The 22003-nt window shown below is 71.9% G+C and carries 14 protein-coding genes and 1 pseudogene; 8 read left to right on the forward strand and 7 right to left on the reverse strand.

What is annotated here, in order from left to right; translation table 11 throughout:
* Positions 1-11: 11 nt before the first annotated feature.
* From OHB13_RS37650 to OHB13_RS37660, 3 genes and pseudogenes are all read right to left on the reverse strand, one after another.
* Positions 12-3152, reverse strand: a complete 3141-nt coding sequence (locus OHB13_RS37650; RefSeq protein WP_328380540.1) for a non-ribosomal peptide synthetase — start codon at positions 3150-3152, stop codon at positions 12-14.
* The gene (locus tag OHB13_RS37655; protein WP_328380541.1) at positions 3149-7783 is read right to left on the reverse strand and encodes a non-ribosomal peptide synthetase; all 4635 of its coding nucleotides are present in this window, start codon (positions 7781-7783) and stop codon (positions 3149-3151) included. Before OHB13_RS37655 ends, OHB13_RS37650 begins: the two co-directional genes overlap by 4 nt.
* Positions 7784-8020: 237 nt before the next feature.
* Positions 8021-8848 (reverse strand): annotated as a pseudogene (locus tag OHB13_RS37660) (transposase).
* 54 nt (positions 8849-8902) lie between these two features.
* Between OHB13_RS37660 and OHB13_RS37665 the strand changes: the two are divergent.
* From OHB13_RS37665 to OHB13_RS37690, 6 genes are read left to right on the forward strand one after another with little or no spacing between them, the layout of a single operon-like run.
* Positions 8903-9712, forward strand: a complete 810-nt coding sequence (locus OHB13_RS37665) for a thioesterase II family protein (protein WP_328380542.1) — start codon at positions 8903-8905, stop codon at positions 9710-9712.
* On the forward strand, positions 9705-11087 hold the full coding sequence (locus tag OHB13_RS37670) for a condensation domain-containing protein (RefSeq protein WP_328380543.1): 1383 nt from the start codon (positions 9705-9707) through the stop codon (positions 11085-11087). Before OHB13_RS37665 ends, OHB13_RS37670 begins: the two co-directional genes overlap by 8 nt.
* A 38-nt stretch (positions 11088-11125) precedes the next feature.
* Complete coding sequence (locus tag OHB13_RS37675; protein ID WP_328380544.1) at positions 11126-12904, forward strand: fatty acyl-AMP ligase; 1779 nt, start codon at positions 11126-11128, stop codon at positions 12902-12904.
* Positions 12901-14676: an acyl-CoA dehydrogenase family protein gene (locus tag OHB13_RS37680; protein ID WP_328380545.1), complete on the forward strand. Its 1776-nt coding sequence runs from the start codon at positions 12901-12903 to the stop codon at positions 14674-14676. Before OHB13_RS37675 ends, OHB13_RS37680 begins: the two co-directional genes overlap by 4 nt.
* Positions 14673-16370 carry an acyl-CoA dehydrogenase gene (locus OHB13_RS37685; protein ID WP_328380546.1) on the forward strand — a complete coding sequence of 566 codons (1698 nt, stop codon included), beginning with the start codon at positions 14673-14675 and terminating at the stop codon, positions 16368-16370. The genes OHB13_RS37680 and OHB13_RS37685 overlap by 4 nt, the downstream gene beginning before the upstream one ends.
* 59 nt (positions 16371-16429) lie before the next feature.
* Entirely contained in the window at positions 16430-16708 is a 279-nt protein-coding gene (locus tag OHB13_RS37690) for an acyl carrier protein (RefSeq protein WP_328380547.1), read from the forward strand.
* 61 nt (positions 16709-16769) lie between these two features.
* On the opposite strand, the gene OHB13_RS37695 is transcribed toward OHB13_RS37690, so the two are convergent.
* The 4 genes from OHB13_RS37695 to OHB13_RS37710 form a co-directional block, all read right to left on the reverse strand.
* The gene (locus tag OHB13_RS37695; RefSeq protein WP_328380548.1) at positions 16770-17375 is read right to left on the reverse strand and encodes a TIGR00730 family Rossman fold protein; all 606 of its coding nucleotides are present in this window, start codon (positions 17373-17375) and stop codon (positions 16770-16772) included.
* 101 nt (positions 17376-17476) lie between these two features.
* Positions 17477-18994 carry an AMP-binding protein gene (locus OHB13_RS37700; RefSeq protein WP_328380549.1) on the reverse strand — a complete coding sequence of 506 codons (1518 nt, stop codon included), beginning with the start codon at positions 18992-18994 and terminating at the stop codon, positions 17477-17479.
* Entirely contained in the window at positions 18991-19245 is a 255-nt protein-coding gene (locus OHB13_RS37705) for a phosphopantetheine-binding protein (RefSeq protein ID WP_328380550.1), read from the reverse strand. The genes OHB13_RS37700 and OHB13_RS37705 overlap by 4 nt, the downstream gene beginning before the upstream one ends.
* Positions 19246-19286: 41 nt before the next feature.
* Positions 19287-20231, reverse strand: a complete 945-nt coding sequence (locus tag OHB13_RS37710; protein ID WP_328380551.1) for a TauD/TfdA family dioxygenase — start codon at positions 20229-20231, stop codon at positions 19287-19289.
* 209 nt (positions 20232-20440) lie between these two features.
* On the opposite strand from OHB13_RS37710, the gene OHB13_RS37715 reads away from it, so the two are divergent.
* Both OHB13_RS37715 and OHB13_RS37720 read left to right on the forward strand, forming a co-directional pair.
* Positions 20441-20659 (forward strand): MbtH family protein, encoded by a 219-nt coding sequence (locus OHB13_RS37715; RefSeq protein WP_328380552.1) that lies wholly within the window; start codon positions 20441-20443, stop codon positions 20657-20659.
* Between the two features lie 23 nt (positions 20660-20682).
* Positions 20683-21960: a cytochrome P450 gene (locus OHB13_RS37720; RefSeq protein WP_328380553.1), complete on the forward strand. Its 1278-nt coding sequence runs from the start codon at positions 20683-20685 to the stop codon at positions 21958-21960.
* Positions 21961-22003 lie beyond the last annotated feature (43 nt).

Below are 22003 nucleotides of genomic sequence, written 5' to 3' on the forward strand. Positions count from 1 at the left end.
CTGGTGCTCCCTCACTGCCGTACGGCCCTCGGCCGGTGCGGCTTCGCTGTGCCGGTGGTTGGGGCCCGGTCCGCCGCGAGGACCGCGTCGGACAGGCCGCTGATCGTCAGTCGTTCCAGGAGCACGGAGAGCGGCGAGTCGATCGCGTACTCGCGGCGCAGGTGCACCAGGAGCTGTACGAGCGACAGGGACTGGGCACCGCGCTGAAGAAGGTTGTCGTCGGGGCCGAGCCCGCGCAGGCCGAGGAACTCGGCACAGAGTGCGGCCACCCGGGCCTCCGTGGCGCTGACCGGGTGGCGCGCCGCATCCGTTTCCGCCCGGGGCGCTGGAAGTGCGCCGAGGTCGACCTTGCCGCTGATGCTCAACGGGATCCGGGGGATGGCCACGAACGCCGCCGGGATCATGTAGTCGGGCAGTTTTGCCATGAGGTGACGGCGGAGCGCGCCCGCGTCGGTCCGGCCGGCCGTCACTATGTACGCGAGGAGCCGTTTGATGCCGGGGCTCGGTTCCCGGACCACGACCACCGCGTCCCGGACCGCCGGGTGCGAGGTGAGGGCGGCGCGGATCTCACCGAGTTCAATACGGTGGCCGCTGACCTTCACTTGTGTGTCGATGCGTCCCAGGAACTCGACGCTGCCGTCGGCATTGCGGCGGGCGAGATCGCCGGTGCGGTACAGCCGGGCGCCGGGCTGGCCGTGCGGATCGGGAACGAACCGGTCGGCGGTGAGCGCGGGCCGGCGGTGGTAGCCGCGGACGACACCGCTCCCGCCGATACACAACTCCCCCGCGACGCCCGGCGGCACCGGCTCCAGCGCCTGGTCCAGGACGTGGAGGGTCTCGCCCACCAACGGGTCGCCGAGCGCCACCCTCGCGGCCCCGTGCGGTACAGGCCAGGACGCGGACCAGATGGTGGTCTCCGTGGGGCCGTACACGTTGGTGAGCGTCCCGACCCGGGGTCTCAGCTCGTCGGCCAGCCGAGCCGGCAGCTCCTCGCCGCCGACTAGCGCGGCCACGCCCGGGGCGTCGAGGCCGGCTGCCACAAGCAGCCTCCATCCAGAAGGCGTGGCCTGGACGTGCGTAACCCTGCCCGTGTCGATCAGGCGCAGCAGGGCCACCGGATCCTTGGCCTGCGCGTCGTCGGCGAGAACCACGGTGCCGCCGGTTATCAGCGGCAGGTACAGCTCAAGGCCGGAGATGTCGAAGGAGACGGAGGTGGCGGCCAGCCAGTCCCCCGTCAGTCCGGCGAACGAGTGCAGGAGGCCAGCGAGCGCCCCGTGCCCCACCATGACGCCCTTGGGCGTGCCGGTGGAGCCGGAGGTGAAGATGACGTAGGCCAGGTCGTCGGGTCCGTGCCGGGATATGGGCGGTTCGGTCCCCTGCCGTGCGAGGGCCGCGGCCTCGCCGGGGGCGTCGAGGGCGACGGCCCGCGCCGTAAACGGGCCGGGGACCTTCGGCGCGAGAGCCTCCTCGATAAGAATCAGGGGGGCGTCGGTGACCGTGAGGATATGGGCGAGGCGCTCGGCAGGCCCGCCCGGGTCGAGCGGAACGTAGGCGGCGCCGGAGCGCAGGACGCCGAGCAGCGCGGGGAGGAGGTCGGGGCTGCGACGCAACAGAACTGCGACCAAGTCTCCCTGCCCCACGCCGAGTTCACGAATCCGGTGGGCTATCCGGTTGGCCCGGCCGTCGAGGGTGCGGAAGTCCAAGGCAGTCTCCCCCGCCACCACCGCCGTCGCGTCCGGCGTTTCGGCGGCGCGGGCGGCCACCAGCTCGGGCAGCAGGGGCTGCGCGGTGCGGCCGGGGCCACTCGACGAGCCTGCGTCCAGCACGTCCCGCGCCAGGCTCGCGGGCAGCCGGTTCGCGGCCGCGTCCCCCTCGGGGTCCGCGGCCATGGCGGTCAGCACCTCGCGGTAGATCCGGGCGAGGAGGCCGGCGTGCTCCTCGTCCAGCGCCTCGTGCGCGGCGTCCAGGAGTAGTGAGTCGCCGAGGACCCGGACGGCGAGCGGGAAGTGCGCGCCGTCCTGGTCCGGCCCGGCAGCCGGGGCCGGGTCGAAGACCACGTCGGCGAAGCGTCCGGGAATACGCGCGGCGCGGCGCACGGCGGCCCACGGGTGGCGGGCGTACGGCTCGGTCTCCAGGCAGCGGCGGTGCACGGCGGCGACAAGCTGACGCCAGGTGCCGGCGGTCCTTGCGTGCGGGAAGGGGACGGTGTCGCGGTACACGCCGAGCGCGAGCGGCGCCTCGGGACGGCCGTCGTACAGGACCCCCGTGTGAAAAGCGGCATCCGGCGTCAGCGCCGCCAGTACGCTCAGGTGGGCTGCAAGCAGGACCGTACCGGCCGATGTCCCGGCCCGGTCCGCGAGAGCGCCAAGGCCGTCGGCCAGGTCTCCGAACGGAACGTGGACGCGGTGGCGATGGCCGGTGTGGTTCGGGGTGCCCCAGCCATCCGGCAGGAGCAGGGGCGCGTGGGCGTCCACGACCCGGCTCCAGTGGTCTCGCTGCCGAGGGTCGGCCATCCGGCCGCGCTCGGCGGCCGCGTGCTTCCCGTACGGCTCACCCGGGGAGGCGGAGGCGCCGTCGTAGATGCGGAACAACTCCGCCAGAAGGTCCGCCGCGCCCGGCGCGTCGAGCAGGGCCGGGCTGTAGGTGAGGACGAGCCGCAGCGCGGTGTCGCCCTCCAGTTGGGCGGTGAGTCGCAGGGCCGGTGCCGAGGATGGCAGGGGTACCTCGCGCTCCACGTTCTCGTGGGCGGTCCGGGCCGCCGCCAGGCGCGGCGCGTCGAGGCCGCGCAGGTCGTGCACGGACAGCGAGATCCGCGCCTCGGCGTGGACGAGCCGAAGGGGTTCGCGACCGCCCTCGACGGCGAAAGAGGTGCGCAGCGTGTCGTGCGCGGCGCTCAGGGCGTCCAGGGCGCGCCGCAGTCCGCCCGGATCGAAGGGCAGGTCGAACGGGCGGCGGAGCACCGCGACGCGGTGGCCGGTCGCGGGCGCCGGGGCGGCCAGCATCCGGGCAAGCGCGGCGGACTGCGCCTCGGTGAGCGGTCCGGCGTCCACGACACCGTCCGGGATGCCGTGGCGGTCCACGGGGGCGAGGTGGGCGAACCGGTCTGGGGGCGGGGGCGGTTCGGCAGACGTGCCGGTGAGGTCGATGCTCATGCCTCGCGGTCTCCTGCCGTGCGGGGAGCCGCCATCAGCTCCGCGTCGGACATCTGCGCGATCTCGGCGCGGACTGCCGCCTCCACGGCCCGCGCGAGCTGCCGCACGGTGGGCTCCTCGAAGACGGTCCGCACGGACAGGTCCAGATCGAACTCCTCCTGGAGCCGGGCGGTGAGCCGGATCGCGAGGATGGAGTGGCCGCCGAGGTGGAAGAAGTGGGCGTCGGCGCCGATCCGTTCGACGGCAAGGACCTCGCCGAACAGGGCCGCGACCCGTTCCTCGACTACGTTCGCCGGGGGCGTGTACAGGGTGTCGCCGGGCGCGGCGTCGGGGAGCGCACCGCGGTCGAGCTTGCCGTTGGCCGTGAGCGGCACGGCGGCGATGACCGTGAAGGACGAGGGCACCATGTAGTCGGGCAGCACGGCCGCGAGCCGGCCGCGCAGGGCTTCCGGGTCGAAGCCGCCAGACGCCCCGGGGGCCGTGCCCGGGTCCGTCTCCCCGGCGTCCGGGACCACGTAGGCCGCGAGCACGCGCTCGCCCGGCCGGTGTTCGGACACCACGACTACCGCGTCCCGCACGCCCGCCAGTTCGCTCAACCGGGCCTCGATCTCACCGAGTTCGACGCGGTAGCCGCGCACCTTGACCTGTCGGTCGACGCGGCCGAGGAACTCGATCGCTCCGTCCCGGCGGCGCCGGGCGAGGTCCCCGGTTCGGTAGCGGCGGCTGCCTGGCGCGCCGTCCGGATCGGGGACGAAGCGCTCGGCGGTGAGGGCGGGCCGCCCGAGATAGCCCCGGGCGACGCCGGCGCCCCCGATGTACAGCTCGCCGACGACCCCGATCGGCACGGGCCGCCCCACCCCGTCCAGGATCACGGCGCTGGTGCGGGGCAGCGGCCGCCCCAGCGGAACGGTCCCCTGGTGCCGCTCGCGCACCGCGTGCACCAGGGTGCCGATCGACGTCTCTGTGGGCCCGTACTCGTTGAGCAGCCGTCCGGGCCCAAGCAGGGCGAGCCAGCGGTCGGCGAGGCGTCCGGGGAGTTCCTCCCCCGCGACCACGACCGTCCCCGCGAGCCGTGCCGCCTGAGCGTCGGTGAGCTGGTCGCCGAGGATCCCCAGGTGCCCGGGCGTCACCTTCACGAAGGCGTACGGGCCGCCGTCGGCGAGCGCCGTCCCGAGCCCGGTGAGGTCCCCGGCAGGCAGCACGTGCACGGCACGGCCCGTGATCAGCGGAGCGAACAGATTGGTGGCTGGTAGGTCGAAGGCGACGGACGAGAAGAGCGGCGCCCCACCCTCGGCCCCTGTCAGGTCCTCCTGCGCCCATCGCAGGTGGTTGGCAAGCCCGCAGTGGGTGATCATCACGCCCTTGGGAGTGCCAGTGGAGCCGGAGGTGTAGATGACGTACGCGAGGAGCTCCGGGTCCGCTGTACGGTCCGGACGGGTCGTGGGCCGGGCCGCGAGGGCCGCCGCGTCGCGGTCGAGCTCCACCCGCTCGCCCGCGAAGTCCCTCACTCCGCCTTGGGCCATGCTGTCGGTGAGCAGGACGCCCGCACTGCTGTCCCGCAGCGCGTGGGCCAGGCGGTCCGCCGGATTCGTGGGGTCGAGCGGCAGGTATGCGGCGCCCGCCTTCCACACCCCCAGCAGGGCAAGGATCAGGTCGGGGCCGCGTTCCAGGCACACCCCGACCACGGTGTCGTCGCCTACTCCCGTCGCGGCGAGGTGGTGGCCTATGCGGTTGGCCCGCTCGTCCACCTCGCGGTAGCTGAGGCGCGTGCCGCCCGCGACGATGGCCGTCGCGTCCGGGGTGGCGGCCGCCTGCCGTTCGAACAGGTCGAGCAGCGTGGAATCATCCCAGCTGCGTGTCTCCCCGCCGCGGTGATCCGCGAGTTCGGCGCACTCCCGCTCCGACAAGATCTCCAGCTCCCCCACGCCGGTCTCCGGGCGTTCGGCAGCCGACTCCAGGAGCCGGACGAAGCCGTGGCCGAGCCGCTCGACGGTCTCGTGGTCGAAGAGTCGCGTCGCGTACTCCAGGACGCCGGCGAACGAGCCGTCTGTCTCACGGCGCAGGTACAGCGTGAGGTCGGTCTTCGCGACGCGGCGGTGGCGCAGCAGCAGGTCGCTGTCCTCCTCGCCGGGCATGCCGCCGCCGACCTCGTCGTCGTTGAAGTTGAAGGCGACCTGGTAAAGGGGGGTGCGGGACGGGTCGCGCTCCGGCCGCAGATCCTCGACCAGGGACTCGAAGGACACGTCCTGGTGGGCGAAGCCATCCAGAGTGGTCCGCCGAACCCGGTCCAGGGACTCGGTGAACGGCAGCGCCGCATCCAGACGGCAGCGCAGCACCAGCGAGTTGAGGAAGAATCCGATCATCCGGTCCGTCTCGGCGCGCGTACGGCCGGCCACCGGCACGCCCACCGCGACGTCCCACTGGCCGCTGTGCCTGGCGAGCAGGGTGGCGTAGGCGGTGAGCAGGGTCATGAATGGGGTCGCCTGGTGGCCCTGGCCCAGCGCGGTGAGGGCCTTCGCCGTGCAGGCAGGTATGCGGACGGGCACGAGGCCGCCGCGGGGGTCGCGTTCGGCGGGCCGCGGCCGGTCGGCGGGGAGATCGAGGGTAGCGACCCCGGCGAGCTCACGGCGCCAGTAGTCCAGTTGCGGGGCGAGCCGCTCCTTGTCACGCCAGGTCCGCTGCCACACCGCGTAGTCGGCGTACTGCGGCGAGGGAACGGCGGAGCTGGGCTCGCCGCCGCTCTCCACCTCGGCGCAGATGGCCCGGAATTCACGCTCCAGTAAGGTCGCCGACCAGCCGTCACAAGCGATGTGATGGATCGTTATTATGAGGGTGGCGTCCTCCGCACCCCGGCGCACAAGCAGGGCCCGCCACACCTTCCCGGACTCCAGGTCGAAGCCGATGTCGAAGGCGCGGGCGATCTCCTCGCGCCCATCGTCCGGCGGGCGCTCCACCACCCGCAGCTCGACCGGCGCGGGCGCCTCCACGAGTTGCACGGGCGCCCCGTCCCTGCTCGCGTACCGGGTGCGCAGCGGCTCGTGCCGTACCGCCAGCAGGTCGAGCGCCCTGCGCACAGTATCCTCGGCGAGTGCCGCCGGGATGCGCAGGATCAGCGGAACGACCCATTCGGGGCTGTTCGGGTACATCCGGTCCAGGAACCACAGTCGGCGCTGCCCAAACGACAGCGGCAGGGGCCCGCCGCGCTCCACCGGCGTCACCGGAGGCGTCCCCTCGGCAGCGGCGGCCAGCAGCGCGGCCTGCTCCTCGACGGTCACGGCGGCGTACAGATCGGATAGTTCCAGGGTCCGGCCTGTCTCGCGGCCCAGCCGCGCGGCCAGCTCCGCGAGTTGGAGCGAGTAGCCGCCGAGCTGGAAGAAGTCGTCGTGGGCGCCGATCGCGTCCGTCTCCAGGAGCTCGCCCCACACCTGGGCGACCAGCCGCTCCCGCGCGGTGCGCGGTGCCACGTACTCGGGCCGGTCGTGGTCGGCGAACGCCAGGCCGTCCCACTCCTGCGCGGCCACCGGGCCGAGGAAGTCAAGCGAGTCGTCGGCGCGCTGCCGCACGAGCAGTCCGGTCGGATACAGCAGGCCGTCCTCGGGACCGTGGACGTCGGGCAGGAGGAGCGTGCTCCCCGTCATCTCGCCTGTCCGGGCCGCCAGTTCGCCCGGGATACCTGGTGGCACGGGTTCGCCGAACTCGTCAATGACGACGGCGAGTTCGGGGGCGACAGGGACACCGAGACCGGGCTCCCGGGCCGCGTCAGCGCGGTGTGCGGCAACAGCGGCGCCGAGTACCGAGATCCCGTAAGTGCGCCATACCTCGGTGTCCGCAGCGAACAAATGCGCCTGCTGGGCCTGCTCCGGCTCGTCGGGGAGCCCATCCACCACTACGGCGCGCAACGGTACCGACATCCAGTGCGGTGCGCGGGCAGCACGGTCGGTGAGCGCGTCTACCGTGATGCCGGCGGCGCGCATCGCCCCGGCGAGCGCTGGCCCGTCCACCCCGGTCCCGGTGGGCAGTACGACGAGGGGCGCGCCGCAGACGAGGGCCGCCGCCACCGCCCAGAGCCGGCCGTCGAGCGCGTCGGTGGCAGGCAGCACCAGCCGATCCGCCGGCGTCACGATCCCCTCGCTCAGCAGCCAGCTGGCCTGGCGGACCGCCATGGCGTACGTGATCGCGTGGGTGCCGTCATCCTGGGTGGCGAAGAGCCACGCGACGCCGGACGGTGCGGGCCCGCCCGGCACTGGCGTCTCCAGGGGTGCGGCGCCCTGCGTCGTGGCGCTCACCCCGAGCACGGGCGCTGCCCCCGCCGGATCCCCTGTGTCGGACAGGATCAGGTCGCAGGCGGGAGCCGCCGGTTCCGTTCCGGGCCTGCCGAGCCGTACCATCGTCCCGCCCGCACGCCAAACCCCGAGCAGCGCCGCCACCAGGCCGGCGCCGGCCGCGAGGCGCAGGCCGACCCGGCTGCCGGGGCCGATCCCGCGCGCTCGCAGTTTTCCTGCCAACTGGTCGGCCTGACAGTCGAGTTGAGACGCGGTGGTCGCGGCGGAACCGTCCAAGACCGCGACCGCGTCCGGGCGACGCTGTGCGTGCAGCGCGAACAGGTCGTGCAGAAGCGGTTGCCGTGTCACAGATGCTCCCCCGCGCGTCGACGTTTTCGGACCCGGGGATGCCCGGCTCGTCCAGCAGAGTGCGGAGGCCACCTATCACTGGCCTATACGAGGGCGGCGCGCCGTGACCTGAAAAGGCGCCGTGCGCATCACGCGGGCCGTCGCGCGGGGCACGCGGTCGCGTGCGCGATATCGCTGGAATATAGCGATCCCCCCGAGCATGACCCTCGTCCTAAAACGCCATCTAAATACGCGCACCTAAGGGTTGTCCCGTAAATGATCTTTGACGTGTTCGGAGCCTGGTCGGCTGCCGTTGGAACCTGCCGCCCATCCGGCAAGGTTCAGGTTGTGCAGGCGTGCGATTCCGAGCAGGAGGGCGTGGTGAACGCCGTCGCTCTTCAATCGGCAGTCGCGCAGGATCTTCCAGGTCTTCATGCCAACGAAGACATGCTCGACACGGGCCCGGACCTGTTGGAGCGAACGGTTGTGTGCCTTCTCCCAGTCGGACAGTTCCTCACCAGCCCGGCGGTGGTGCGGCATCACGAGCCCTGTGCCAGGATAGCCGCCGGCGATCGTCATGGCCTTTCCGACGGCGACCTACTCCCACGCCTTGCAGTCGTTGCGGTTGCCCGGCAGGGGCTGGCCGACTGCGACAACGAGGCAGGTGTCGGCGTCGATGACGACCTGGTGGTTGGTGGAGCACCGGTAGTTCTTGGACTGTTCGGCGATCGCCTGGTCACGGGCGGGGACGAGCGTTCCGTCCCAGATGAGCATGGCACCCTTCGCGAACTGCCACATAAGCTGCAGGGCGACGAGCGGGCCGAGCTGGTCGGTGATCCAGTCCACTGCGGACTTGGAAATGCCGAACGCCGTGACGATTTGACGCGTCGTTGCGTTTGTTCGCCAGTACGCCGCGACCAGCAGCACTCGGTCCTCCAGAACCAGGCCCCACGGCGGCCGCCCCTTGCGCACCGGATCCGCGCCCTCGCGGCGCAGCGCGGTCACCCACTTCCCGAAACACCGCGGGCTCAGCCCGGTGAACGGGGCCATCCAAGACGGCTCAGACGCCGTGACAACACCAGCCACACCAAGATCATCTCATCCGTGAACAGCAGCTACGGGACGACCCTTAGGAACACCATGACTCAAGCGGACAGTGTCTGGTTTCACCGGAGCGGCGCCGTCCAGGATCCGCGGGTCCGGCTCGTGTGCTTTCCCCACGCGGGCGGTGCCCCGACTTTCTTCCACAACTGGCACCGCCGACTCCCGCCGGAATTCCAGATACTGGGGGTCTGCTATCCGGCGCGGCAGCACCGGTTGTCCGAACCGCCGGTGGACTCCATGGACGTCCTGGCCGAACAGCTCACAGCAACGCTCGTCCCGTATGCCCAGGGCGACGTGCCGCTGGCCTTCTTCGGACACAGCATGGGTGCCGGCGTGGCCTACGAGGTCGCCCGCCGTCTCTCGGCCGGGTACGGCCACGGCCCGGTGCGGTTGTTCACGTCTGCGTTCCGCGCCCCGCACCGCAGGTGGGCCGTACCGCCTCCGGCAGACGACGCACTGCTCCTGGAGGAGCTCCGGCTGCTCGGCAGCGCCACGATGGCGGTGCTGGACAACGCCGCTCTCGCCAAAGTGGTCCTGCCGTCGCTGCGCGCGGACCTGCGGCTGGTGTGTGGGTACGAGCGGCCCGGAGCCGAGCCCCTGGGCTGTCCCGTGGTGGCCTATGCGGGCGCCGACGACAAGGAGGAGTCGGGCCTGGAGGCGATGCGGGACTGGCGCGAGTTAACGACGGCGGGTTTCGCCGCTCGGGTCTTTCCCGGCAGCCACTTCTATCTGGAGCACAGCGAGGCCGAGTTGCTCGCCGACGTCTCGGGTCACCTCACCGGGGACCTGCGGCTGCGGGACGCCCTGGCCACCTCGACGGCCCTACGGGGCGGGGCCCGTGTCTGACTTCCGTCCGCTCTCGTCCAGCCAACAGGCCCAGCTGTTCCTGCACCGGCTGGCACCACACAGCTCCGCGTACAACACCGGCATCGCGGTCCGGGTCCGCTCTGCCGTCGACCTGCCCGCGCTCGCAGACGCGGTGGCCGCGCTGGGCCGTCGGCACGAGATGCTGCGTTCCCTCTTCACCGAGGTCGTCGGCCAGCCAGTGCGGCTCCTCGACGACGCCCTCGCGCCCCCGCTCGTGCACCGGACCATGCCCGGCACCACGGAGGACGAACTGGCCAGCGCCGTCTCACGGGCCCTCAAGGAGCCCTTCCGCCTCGCCGAGGAGGGCGCGTTCCGGATCGTCCTGTTCAGCCGGGTCCAGCAGGACGCGGTCCTCCTCATTGCCGGACACCACATCGCCACCGACGCCCTGTCCGACGCGCTGCTCCTGCGCGACCTCCTGAAGCTGTATGCGGAACGGACCGGCGGGGCGCCTGCCGACCTGCCCACCCTGCGCAGCGGGCACGACGAACTCCTTCTGCGGGAAGGAAAATTGCTGACCTCGGCGCGCGGGCGCCGGCTCGCCGAGCAGTGGCGGCGCGTCTGCGAGGGCTCCCTCGCGGCCGAGCTGCCGACTGACCGGCAGCGCGGCCCCCAGCAGTCGTTCTCCGGCTCGACCTGGCGGACCACCGTGGCGCGCCCGGCGGCCGAACGGCTGGTCCGGGCCGCCCGGGACGCCGGTGTCACCCCCTTCGCGGTACTGCTCGGCGCCTTCCAGGCAGTGGTGCACCGCACCACCCGGCAGCGGGACTTCCTCATCGGGTGCCCGGTGACGACCCGGCTGCGGCCAGCCACGCGCGAGCTCGTCGGCAACTTCGTCAACACCGTAGTGCTGCGCGCCCGCATCGCGCCGACGACGACACTCGCCGAGGGCGCGGCCGAGGTCCATCGGCAGATCCGCGCGGCTCTGCAAGGCCTGGAGTACCCGTTCGCGCAGGTGGCCCGGGACGTCGGCCGGTCGCCAGGGGCCAGGGGCCACCGGGTCTACGGCATCACCTTCAACCTCCTGACGACGGCGAGTGTCGATGCCGCTCTGAGGCCGCTGATCGACGGGTCGCCCACGGACGCCGTCCCATACGCGGGGCTGACGTTGACCCCGTTCCCACTGCCGCAGCAGGAAGGACAGGTGGACCTCGGCGTCGACGTCCTCCAGGGCGGAGAGGGCCTGACCGTGGACTTCCGGTACGACGACGCCCTGTTCGGCGCCGACACCATCGCCCGCACCGCCGACCACTTCCTGCGCGCCGTCGACCTCGCGACCACCGCCGCCAGCACGCCGATCACCCGCGCCCGCCTGTGGGACGCGCCGACGCCACGCGGCGCCTACCACACATGAGTGAACCGACACCGACCGACCGAGAGGGGAGCCCGGCCATGGCCGACAGCCTGCTGGGACACATCACGGCGCATGCCCGCACTCAGCCGTCCAAGGACGCTCTGATCTTCGTACGCGGCCGCAGGGAGGACCGGACCGAGCAGCGGCTGACCTACGGAGAACTGGACCGCACGGCGCGCCGCATCGGCCGCTGGCTGAGCGAGCGGTGCGCTCCTGGCGACCGCGTCGTGCTGCTGCTGCCGTCGGGCCTGGACTTCGTCACTGCGCTGTTCGGCTGTCACCACGCGGGTCTGGTCGCGGTGCCCGCGCCGCCGCCGGGCATCGCCGACCGCAAGGGCGCCCGCACCGCGGGCATCATCGAGGACTCGGGCGCCCGCCTGGTGTTCACCGACACCGCGCATCTAGCCGCCGTACAGGAGCTGTTGGACGAGTCAAAGGCGGGCCTCCTCCCCTGCCACGCTGTCGACGGGATCGACCTGGCCCCGTACGAGACGGCCGACGACGCCCCCGACCCGGAGCTCTCCGACAACACCGTCGCTGTCCTCCAGTACACGTCGGGGTCCACGAGCGACCCCAAGGGCGTGATGCTCACCCATGGCGCCCTTATGAACAATCTGCGGAACATCGAGGGCTGGCTGGGCATCTCCCGGACAACTCGAGTCTGCAGCTGGCTGCCGCTGTACCACGACATGGGTCTGATCGGCATGCTCTTCGAGCTGCTGTACCTGGGCGGCGAGGTGGTCCTGTTCGCGTCGACCGACTTCATCCGGCGCCCACACACCTGGTTCGAGGTAGTCCAGGAGTACCAGTGCCAGGTGATCACGGCGCCAAACTTCGCCTATGAATTGATGACCCGTCAGCTATCGGACACGCAAGTCGCCGCAGCTGACCTCTCGTCGGTGCGCTGGGCGCTGAATGGCGCCGAGCCCCTGGACGCGGCCACCATGGAACGCTTCCAGCTGCGGTTCGCCCCGGCTGGCTTCCGGGCTGAGGCACTCATCCCCTGCTACGGGCTCGCCGAGGCGACCCTGTTCGTCGCGGGCACCCCGGTGGGGCGCGGCCCCCTGGCCACCCCCGTCGACCCAGCCGCCCTGGAGCAGCACCGCTTCGAGTCGGTCGCCCCGGGCGCGGGCGCCCACCGCTTGGTCAGCAGCGGGCACGCACTCGGCCTGGACGTACGCATCGTCGATCCCGACACCCTGGCGGAGCAGGCGGCCGGGGCCATCGGCGAGATCTGGGTGCGCGGCGGGAGCGTCACCCCCGGCTACTGGAACCGGCCCGAGGAGAACGCCCGCTCCTTCGATGCGTCCACCGCCTCCGGCGCCGGGGGCTTCCTGCGCACCGGCGACCTGGGGGTGCTGCACGACGGTGAGCTCTATGTGACGGGCCGCAGCAAGGACGTCCTCGTGGTGCGCGGCCGGAACCTCTACGCGCACGACCTCGAACGCCACGTCGGCGCGCTGCACTCCGGGTTCCAGGGGCTCAAGGGCAGCGTGTGCGCGCTGCCCTTCGACGAGGAGCAGATCGTCGTGATGCACGAGTACCGTCCCTCCCCCGGTGTCAAGGCCGACCTGCCCGCCCTCGTACGCGCGGTCCGCGCGGAACTGACCGAGCGCTTCGGCGTCCGCGTACCGAACGTCGTGCTGCTGCGCCCGGGGCAGGTCCAACGCACCACCAGCGGCAAGGTGCGCCGTTCCCTGATGCTGGACCTGTTCGTCGCGGGCGAGCTGAAGACCGTGCACGAGGACCTGGCACCGGAGGTCGTGCGGCGACGGGCCGCCGTGTCGGCCAGCGCCGCGGGGAACACGACGGCATGAGGCAGCCCCTGCTGGAGGCGCCGGGCCCGGCGCGTGCGGCCGCCGTCCTGGAACGTCTGCTCGGCGACCCGGCCGACCCGGACCGCACGTTCTCGCACGCCCGCAGTGCGGCGCTCGACGACACCGAGACCTTCCCGCTGGAGATCTGCCGCGAACTCGACGCCCTCGGCCTGCCCCGGCACTACGTCCCGGCAGCCTTCGGCGGCGCCCTGCGCGGCTACGACGAGGCGCTGGACCTGATGCGGGTGGTCGCCCGACGCGACCTCACCGTGGCCATCGCGCACGGCAAGACCTTCCTGGGCGCGGTCTGTGTCTGGGTCGCGGGCGACCCCGCCCAGGCCCGTCGCCTGGGCGAACTCGTCGCCGACGGCGCGGTGGTGTCGTGGGCGCTGACCGAACGCGACCACGGCAGCGACCTCCTGGCGTGCGAGGTGATGGCCGAGCCGCTGCCGGACGCAGCCGGGGGCTACCGCCTGACCGGCGAGAAATGGCTGATCAACAACGCGTCCCGAGGCCGGCTCCTGTGCGTCCTGGCACGGACCTCGCCCGAGGCCGGCAGCCGCGGCTTCAGCGTGCTCCTGGTCGACAAGCACCAGCTGCCGCCCGGCCGCCACCACTCGCTGCCCGGGCCGCCCCTGCACGGTATCCGCGGCGCCGACATCAGCGGGATCGCCTTCGACGGCGCCGAGGTGCCGGCGTCCGCGCTGGTGGGGAAGGCGGGCGAGGGGGTCGAGACGGTACTCAAGAGTCTGCAGCTCACCCGGACCCTCTGTTCGTCCCTGTCGCTCGGCGCGGCCGACCAGGCACTCGGCATGGCCGTCCAGTACACCGCCGAACGGCAAAACTACGGGCGGCCGCTGATCGATCTCCCGCAGACCCGTCAGCTGGTCACCGACTCCTACGCCGAGCTGCTGCTCGCCGAGGCGACGGCGCTGGTGACGACGCGGTCCATCCACACGCTCCCAGGTGAGCTGGCCGTCCTGTCGGCGGCGGCGAAATCCTTCGTCCCGACGCTCGTCGACGGGTCGATCCGGCGGCTGGCCAAGGTCATGGGGTCCCGGGCACTGCTGGCCGGGGACACCCACCGGCACGGGCGGTTCCAGAAGGTCCAGCGCGATCACCGGGTCGTCGGCATCTTCGACGGCAGTACGGTCGTGAACCTCCAGGCCCTGATCGCCCACTTCCCCGCGCTGGCCCGCGGTTACCGACGCCGCGCCGTGGACGCCCCTGGTCTCGCCGCGGCCTGCGATCCGGCGGCCGGGCTGCCCGCATTCGACCGGACGCGCCTGGAGCTGCTGTCCCGCCGGGGCTGCAGCCCCGTGCAGGCGGTGCCGGCCGCGGTCGAGGAACTGCGCGCCCTGGCAGGCGACGGCACCGTCCCGGCCTCGCTAGTGGAGCTGGCGGCACGCTGGCAGACCTTCATAGAAGAGCTCGTGGACCGGCTCTCCGAACAGCGGCCCACCGCCTCCGCCACTCCGGCCCGGGCATTCGCGCTGGCCGAGCGGTACTCGGCCTGCGTCGCCGCCAGCGCCGCACTCCACCTCTGGCTGCGCGGCCGCCACTTGGCCCCGCAGGGGACGGCAGCCCTGTGGGACTCCGGCCTGTGGCTGGAGTCGGCCCTGTCCGGCCTGCTGCACCGGCTCGCCCCCCAGCTCCAGGGCCCCTGCCCGGACGAAGTGGCTGAGCGCTTGGTCTCCGTACTGCTAGCCGGATCGCGGGGCGGGACACTGCCGTCACTGATGCCGTCGTCGCCCAGGGAGGCCACCCGATGACCGTTTCGGTCGAGTCGCTCGATGCCCTGCTGGGCGATCCAGCCGACCCCGGCAATCCCCTCGGCGACGCCGCCTTCCTCGCAGCCGACGAACTCGGCGACGCGTCCCACGCCGGGCGAGCGGCCCTGGTGGCCGCCGGGCTCGGCGCGGCCTTCGTGCCCCGGGAGTTCGGCGGCGACCTACGCGAGCTGGACGGCCTCGGTCGGCTGCTGCGGCCGCTGTTCGCGCGGGACGCCGCCCTCGCCCTGGGGCTCGGCGGGATCAATCTGATCGCGTCCGCACCTGTGTGGACGGCCGGCTCAGGCGCCCAGCGCAAGCAGCTGGCGGACGTGCTGCTGCGCGGCGGCCAGTGCGCCGGTGCCTACACCGAGCTGGACACCGGCCACGACCTGGTGCGTTCCCGGGTCCGGGCCGCCGCCGCGAGTGCGGACCCCGCCGACGGCTTCCTGCTCTCCGGCCGGAAAGAGGTGATCAACAACGTGTCTCGGGCGCACACGGTCACCGTCCTTGCCCGCACGGGCGACGCCTCGGGAAGCCGCGAGCACTCCCTGTTCCTCCTGGACATGGACGCGGTACGACGGGACCGGCTCGCGTTCCTGCCCCGCTTCCGCACCTCCGGATTGCGGGCGATGTACCTGAGCGGCGTCGACTTCCGCGACACCCCGGTGCCGGCGGACGCGATGATCGGGGGGCCCGGCACCGCCCTGGAGACCGTGCTACGCGCCTTCCAGGTCACCAAGAGCATCCTCACCTCGGCCATGATCGGCTGCCTCGACAATCAACTCCGCCTCGTCACCGACTTCGTACGGGGGCGGCGTCTGTACGGGTCATCGATCGACGAGCTCCCTCTGGTGCGGGCACAGTTGGCGCATTCCTTCACGGACCTGCTGATCTCGGACTGTCTCGCCACGACCACCTGCCGAGCCTTGCACCTGCTGCCCCGGCAGACCTCCGTGTACGCCGCGGCCACCAAATACCTGGTGCCGGAGCTGGTCCAAGACGCCTCGGAGACCCTGTCCGTCGTCCTCGGCGCCCGGTCGTTCCTGCGCGACGGGCCGCACGGAGCCTTCCAGAAGCACGCCCGTGACATGCCGGTGGCGTCCCTGGCGCACATGGGCAGCACGCCGTGCCAGGCCCTGCTGATCCCCCAACTGCCGCGGCTCGCCCGGCGCGGCTGGTCCGCCGCCGCGCCGGCGCCCGCCGAGGTGTTCCGGTTCGGCACCGGGCTGCCGGACGCCGACTTCAGCCGCCTGGAGCTGACCGCAGCCGCCGACGACCGCCTCATCGGCACGCTCCTGGCGACCGAGGGGCTCGACGGCGATCCGGAGCTCGGACCGCTGTGCCGGGCGCTGCGCGGCGAGTTGGCGGCGCTACGCGACGACTGCTCCGCGCTGCCTCCCCGCGACCGTTCCCCGCTGACCGGCCCGGCCGGCTTCCGACTGGCCGAGCGCTACGCACTGCTGCTGGCCGCGGGCGCCTGCGTGGGCGTCTGGCTGCACAACCGCGACCGGGACCCGTTCCTCACCGACAGCCTCTGGCTGGTCGCCGCACTGCGCCGGCTCGCCGGCCGGCTCGGAGTCCCGCACGAGGCCGGCCCCGAGGCCGAGGCCGCCGCCGACCGGCTGTTCCAAGAGCTGCTGTCCCGGCACGAGGAGCCGCGCACCTTCGACCTCGAAGGGCGGCGGCTGCGATGACCACGCCACCACCGTCCTACCGGACCGTTCACTTCTACGCGAGGAAAAGGAATCCCCACATGACCTCTCCGGCCCCCCTGAAGACCACTCAGGGCATCCAGGCCTGGCTGCGCGAGCGCGTGGCGGGTTACGTCGACATGCCGGTCGCCGAGATCCGCCTCGACGTCCGGCTCGTCGAGTACGGCATGGACTCGCTCGCCGCGCTCATGTTCTCGGGGGAGATCGAGGACGAGTACGGCATAGAGGTCCCCGCGACCATGGCCTGGGACCACCCGACGATAACGGCGATCACCGAACTGCTGAGCCGGCGCCTGGACGAGCAGACCATCGCCGACTGACCTGCCCGGACATCAGTGAAGGCCGCACTTTCCGTGCGGCCTTCACTGATGTCCGGGCAGGTCAGTCGGCGAGTGCGGCCACCGCGCTCCGCTCGCAGCCGAGCAGGTCCAGGGCCGTGTGCACGTCGTCCGTCTCACCGATCAACGCCCGCTCGTGCGGGGCCAGGAAGCCCTCCACCACCAGGTGATCCAGGAGGCGGACCAGCGGATCGTAGAACCCGCCCCGGTTCACCAGGACGAGCGGCTTGCGGTGGAACCCCAGCTGGTTCCAGGTGGCCACCTCCATCAGCTCGTCCAGGGTGCCGATGCCTCCCGGCAGCACCGCGAACGCGTCGGACAGCTGGTACATCAGCGCCTTGCGGTCGTGCATGGTGCGGACGACGAAGATCTCGCCCTGCGCGGCGGAGGCCTTCTCCCGCTCGCGCAGTTCGTGCGGGACCACGCCCGTGACGGCTCCGTCCCCGCTCAGGACACCCTTGGCGACCGCGTGCATGACGCCGGCGCCGCCGGCTCCGTAAACGAGTCCGGTGCCGCGGGCGGCCATCGCGGCGCCAAACTCGTGGGCGAAGTAGAGGTGTTCGTCGGCCACGCCGGGGCGCGACCCGCAGAACACCGCGATTCGGCGGGTGATCGCACCGGGCTCGGTACGCGGGGGGATGCTGGACACGATTCCTTCTCCAGACATGGATGGCCGGGCCCCGTCGCCGGGACCGCTTCGATGAGGGGCACGCCGTTCATGGAGAGTGCTAGGCCCGGGCGGTCGCCCGATCACCGGTCCGTTGCGGCGAGCAGGGAGATCAGGGCAGCCTGGTCGAGCTTTCCGTTGTCGGTCGTGGGGAAGGCGTCCACCAGCCGGATGGAGGCGGGCACCATGTAGTGCGGGAGGGCGCCCGCGAGCACCTTGCGGATGACCTCGGGCTCCGGCGCGGGGCCGTCGTCCCGCGCCGTACAGAAGAGCACGAGCCTTTCGTACGAGCCGTCGGCGCCCGGGACCGGGACCACCCGGGCTGCCCGGATACCGGGCAGCCCGGCGGCCACGGCCTCGACCTCAGCGGGTTCGACCCGGTGACCGAAGATCTTAACCTGCCGGTCGGCTCGGCCATGGAAGTGCAGGACTCCGTTCTCGTCGCGCACCCCCAAGTCTCCAGTGCAGTAGACGCGTTCAGGGCGACCGTCGAGTTCGACGGTCGTGAAAGCGGCTCCGCCGGTCCCGGGGTCGCCGAGGTAGCCGAGGGCCAGGCCGTCGCCGGATACGCAGATCTCGCCGGGAGCGCCGTCCGGCATGGGGGCAGCGTCCTGGAACAGGTGGATGGAGGTGCCCGGGACCGGCACCCCGACCGGCACCCCGCCCGGCAGCGCACAGTCCTCGGCCACAAGCGTGCGGGTCGTGACGAAGACGCAGCTCTCCACCGGCCCGTAACCATTGACGAGCGTGATACCGGGCTGCCTTTCGAGGAACTCCCGCACGTGCGGCGGCGACAGGCGTTCGCCGCCGGTCATCACCTGACGCATCCCATCGAAGCAGCCCGGGTCCTCCTCGACGAACAGGTTGAACATCGAAGCGGTGAGCCACATCGTGTCCACCCCGGCCCCGGCGACGAGGGTCCGCAGGTCGTCGGGGAACAGCACGTCGTCCCGGACGACAACTCCGGTGCCCCCGGTGGTGAGCGATCCCCACAGCTCCATGGCGAACGCGTCCCACGGCACCGGCGCGGCCAGCGGCATGACCCGCCCCGGACCGAAGTTCGCGAACGTGCCGGGCCGGAACAGCCGCGTCGTCGCTCGGTGCGGGGACAGAACGCCCTTGGGCGCCCCGGTGGTCCCCGAGGTGAAGAACACCATCGCCGCGGCAGAGTCCGGGATCGCGGCGCGGGTGCGGCCGCCCGGGCCGGGCAGGGCGGCGCCCCACTCCGGCGGGGTCCAGGGCACCGCGTCCACACCCTCCGCGTCCCGGTCGCCGTCGGTGACGGCCACCTTCGCACCGAGAGTGCGGATCGCGTCGCGAATCCGGTCTGGCGGCCAGCGCCGGTCCAACGCGGCGTACGCGGCCCCGCACTTGAGCACGGCCAGCAGGGCTGCGATCATCCGCGCCGACCTCTGCAGCAGTACGGGAACCAGGTCCCCGGGCCCGACGCCCAGGTCGGCCAATTGGACGGCGTACGCTTCGGCGACCGCGTCGAGCTCGCGGTAGCAGACGCGTACGTCACCGTCGATCAGCGCGATCGCTTCCGGACGGGCCGCCCCCCGTGCCGCGACCGCCTCGTGGATGAGCCCGTGATCGCTCATGGCCCGGCCCCCTCGGCCCGGGCCGCCGCGGTGACCGTGGCGAGGTCGGCCAGCGAAGCGGCGGCGAAGACCGCCTTCGCGGGCACCCGGACGCCGAACTCCTGTTGGATGCGGCGGGTGATCCGGACGCCGGTCATGCTGGTCCCGCCGAGGTCGAAGAAGTTGTCACCGGCCCCGACTCGATCGGTGTCGAGGACTTCACAGTGGATGCGGAGCAACACCTCCAGGGTCTGCTCCTCCAGGGTCTGCATCTCATCTCCTGCTGCAGTCGGTGCCGTCTCCGGGGGGGGGCTCAGCCGCACATCGCCACGAGGATGCGGCGATCGCCCGTGTACGAACGTCGGCCATGGCCGACGAGCACGTTGTCGATGAGCAGCAGGTCGCCCTGGCGCCAGTCGACGTCCACCGCACCTGCTAGGCCCCGGTCACGGATCTGGGTGACGTACTCCGGTGGAATCGGGGAGCCGTCGGCGAAGGTCACGTTCTGCGGCAGCTCGTCGGCCGGCAGCACCTTCGCCAGGGCGGCCGCGGTCTCGTCGCCGAGGCCGGCCGGGTGCCATTGGTCAGCCTGGTTGAACCAGACCTCGTCACCGGTCAGTGGGTGCCGCATGGTGGAGGGACGCTCCTGGATGATGCGCAGCGTGCCGTCCCGCAGCCAGGTCCAGCCGGCCTCGGTCTCCTTCAGGAAGCCCTCGACGGATTCACGGTCCTCGCTCTCGAAGGTCTGCTGCCAGCTCTTGCCGAGCCCCCGTCCGCCGTGCAGGTTCTGGGTGTAGCGCACGCCGCCCGCGAACGCCTCGCGCACCTCGTCGTCCAGGGACGCCAGCCACAGCGTGCCGTCCACGACCGGGGTGGCGCCGCCGGTCGCGGGCGCCACCGCGCAGGTGAACAGGAGCCTGGTGGGCCACGCGTGCGCGTAGGACAGCTCGTTGTGCATCGATATGACGTACTCGGCGGGGTATTCCGTGGATGTGTAGATATTGTTACCGACCTTGGTGCGCGGCGAGTTGCCGTGCACGTAGGCGAGCCGGTTCGGCAGCAACCGGTCGGTGACCTGGTCTAGTTCGGCCTCACGGACGTCGAACCCCCGGAAGACGAGGGCCTTCTCCTTGGCCAGCAGCCCCTCCAGGTCGTCCAGGGTGCTCAAGTAGGCTACGAGTCCGTCGGCTCCCGCCGTCGTGTCCGCCTCCTCGGGGGTGATCTCCAGCGGCCTCCAGGCTGCCTGTTCATGCCCCATCGGGTGTGCCTCCTCCGGCGTTCAGACGCTGCTCTTTCTCGCAGCGCGGGCGCGCACTAGCGCCATCGGCAAGCTAAAGGGGGCCGCTATATTCCGCCGATATCGGAAACCGGAGAACGCGAGGTGATCCTTTATAGAGAAGGTATAGCGGAGCGCTCGATCGTCGGTTTGCGCTTTCCTGTCCGACCGCCCCATATCAGGAGCTCTCCATGGCTGACGAATTGACCGACGGGCCCGTCTACCGCGTTGTCCTGAATGACGAGGACCAGCATTCGATCTGGTGGGCGGACCGGGACCTGCCGGCCGGCTGGCGCGATGAGGGCAGCCGGGGTTCCCGGGAGCAGTGTCTCGCGCACATCGACCAAGTCTGGACCGACATGCGGCCGTTGAGCCTGCGCCGCCGCATGGAGCAGAGGGCCTCGGCGTGACGCTGGCGCGCGGTCGAGCGGGAATGAGCGACGCGGTGGACGTGGCCACCCATTCAGGGACCGCGTCTCCGACGTCCGGGGACCGCGCCGACTGCGACGCGATCCTGAAGGACCTCTACAGCCCGGCGGGCCGCCTCGACCCATACTCCAGGTACGCCCAGCTGCGCAAGACCGCCCCCGTGCACCTGACCGCCTCCGGCTCGGTGATCCTCACCGGCTACGACGACTGTGCGGCCGTGCTGCGCAATCCGGTCATGCGCACCCCGGACAGCGACCCGCAGGCCTCGACGGCGCCGCCCGGCTGGCAGGTGCGCCCCGCGTCGCGCACCATCGGCGAGTCGATGCTCGTCCGCAATCCGCCGGAGCACACGCGGCTGCGCCGCCTGGTGTCGGGGGCCTTCTCCCCGCGCCGGGTGATGGAGCTGGCACCGGACGTCCAGGGCCTGGTCGACACCTGTCTCGACCGGGTGGCAGACGCGGGCGCGGACGGCGGCACGGTGAACCTGCGAGACCTCCTCGCCTTCCCCCTGCCGTCCGCGGTAATCGCCGCCATGCTGGGCATCCCCGAGTCGGACTGGGACTGGCTGATCGAGCCGATGGCCGACATCGTGCCCGCGCTCGACCTGAGCGTCCCGGAGGTGGCGCTGGACCGTGCCGACGACGCGGCGCGCCTCCTGCTGCCCTATTTCGGGGAACTGGCCGCGGCCCGCCGCGAGCGCCCCCATGAGGACCTGATCACGGCGTTGGTCACGGCCCGCGACGGGGACCAGCGGCTCACCGAGGAGGAGCTCGTTCCCACCATCATCCTGATCTACGCGGCCGGCTTCACCACCACGGTCGGACTGATCACCAACGGTGTGCTCCCCCTGCTGCGTAGCCCGGAACAACTGGCCCTGCTCCGGAGCGACCCGACCCATACGCCGGCCGCGGTGTCGGAGGCGCTGCGCTACGACACGCCCGTACAGGCAGTGTCCCGGGCGCCCGCCGAGGACGTGGTGATCGGCGGCGTCGCCGTCCCCGCCGGCACGAAGATCAATCCGTTCCTGGCCGCCGCCAACCGCGACCCGCTGCACTTCCCCGACCCCGACCGGTTCGACATCACCCGCACCGGCGGCAAGGGCATCGGCTTCGGTGGCGGTGTCCACTACTGCCTGGGTTCGGCGCTGGCCCGGCTGGAGGGCGAAGTCGTCTTCCGCTCCCTGGTCGAGCGCTTCCCGAAGCTGGCCCTCGCGGGCGAACCGGAGCTCAGCCCCGAGTTCAACTTCCGCTCCTACGCGCGAGTTCCCGTGACGGTCCGCTGACCCCCCCCCCCCAGGGCGCACGCGCACAGGAGGTCCGGTACCC

The organism is Streptomyces sp. NBC_00440, from assembly GCF_036014215.1.
Lineage (GTDB): Bacteria > Actinomycetota > Actinomycetes > Streptomycetales > Streptomycetaceae > Streptomyces.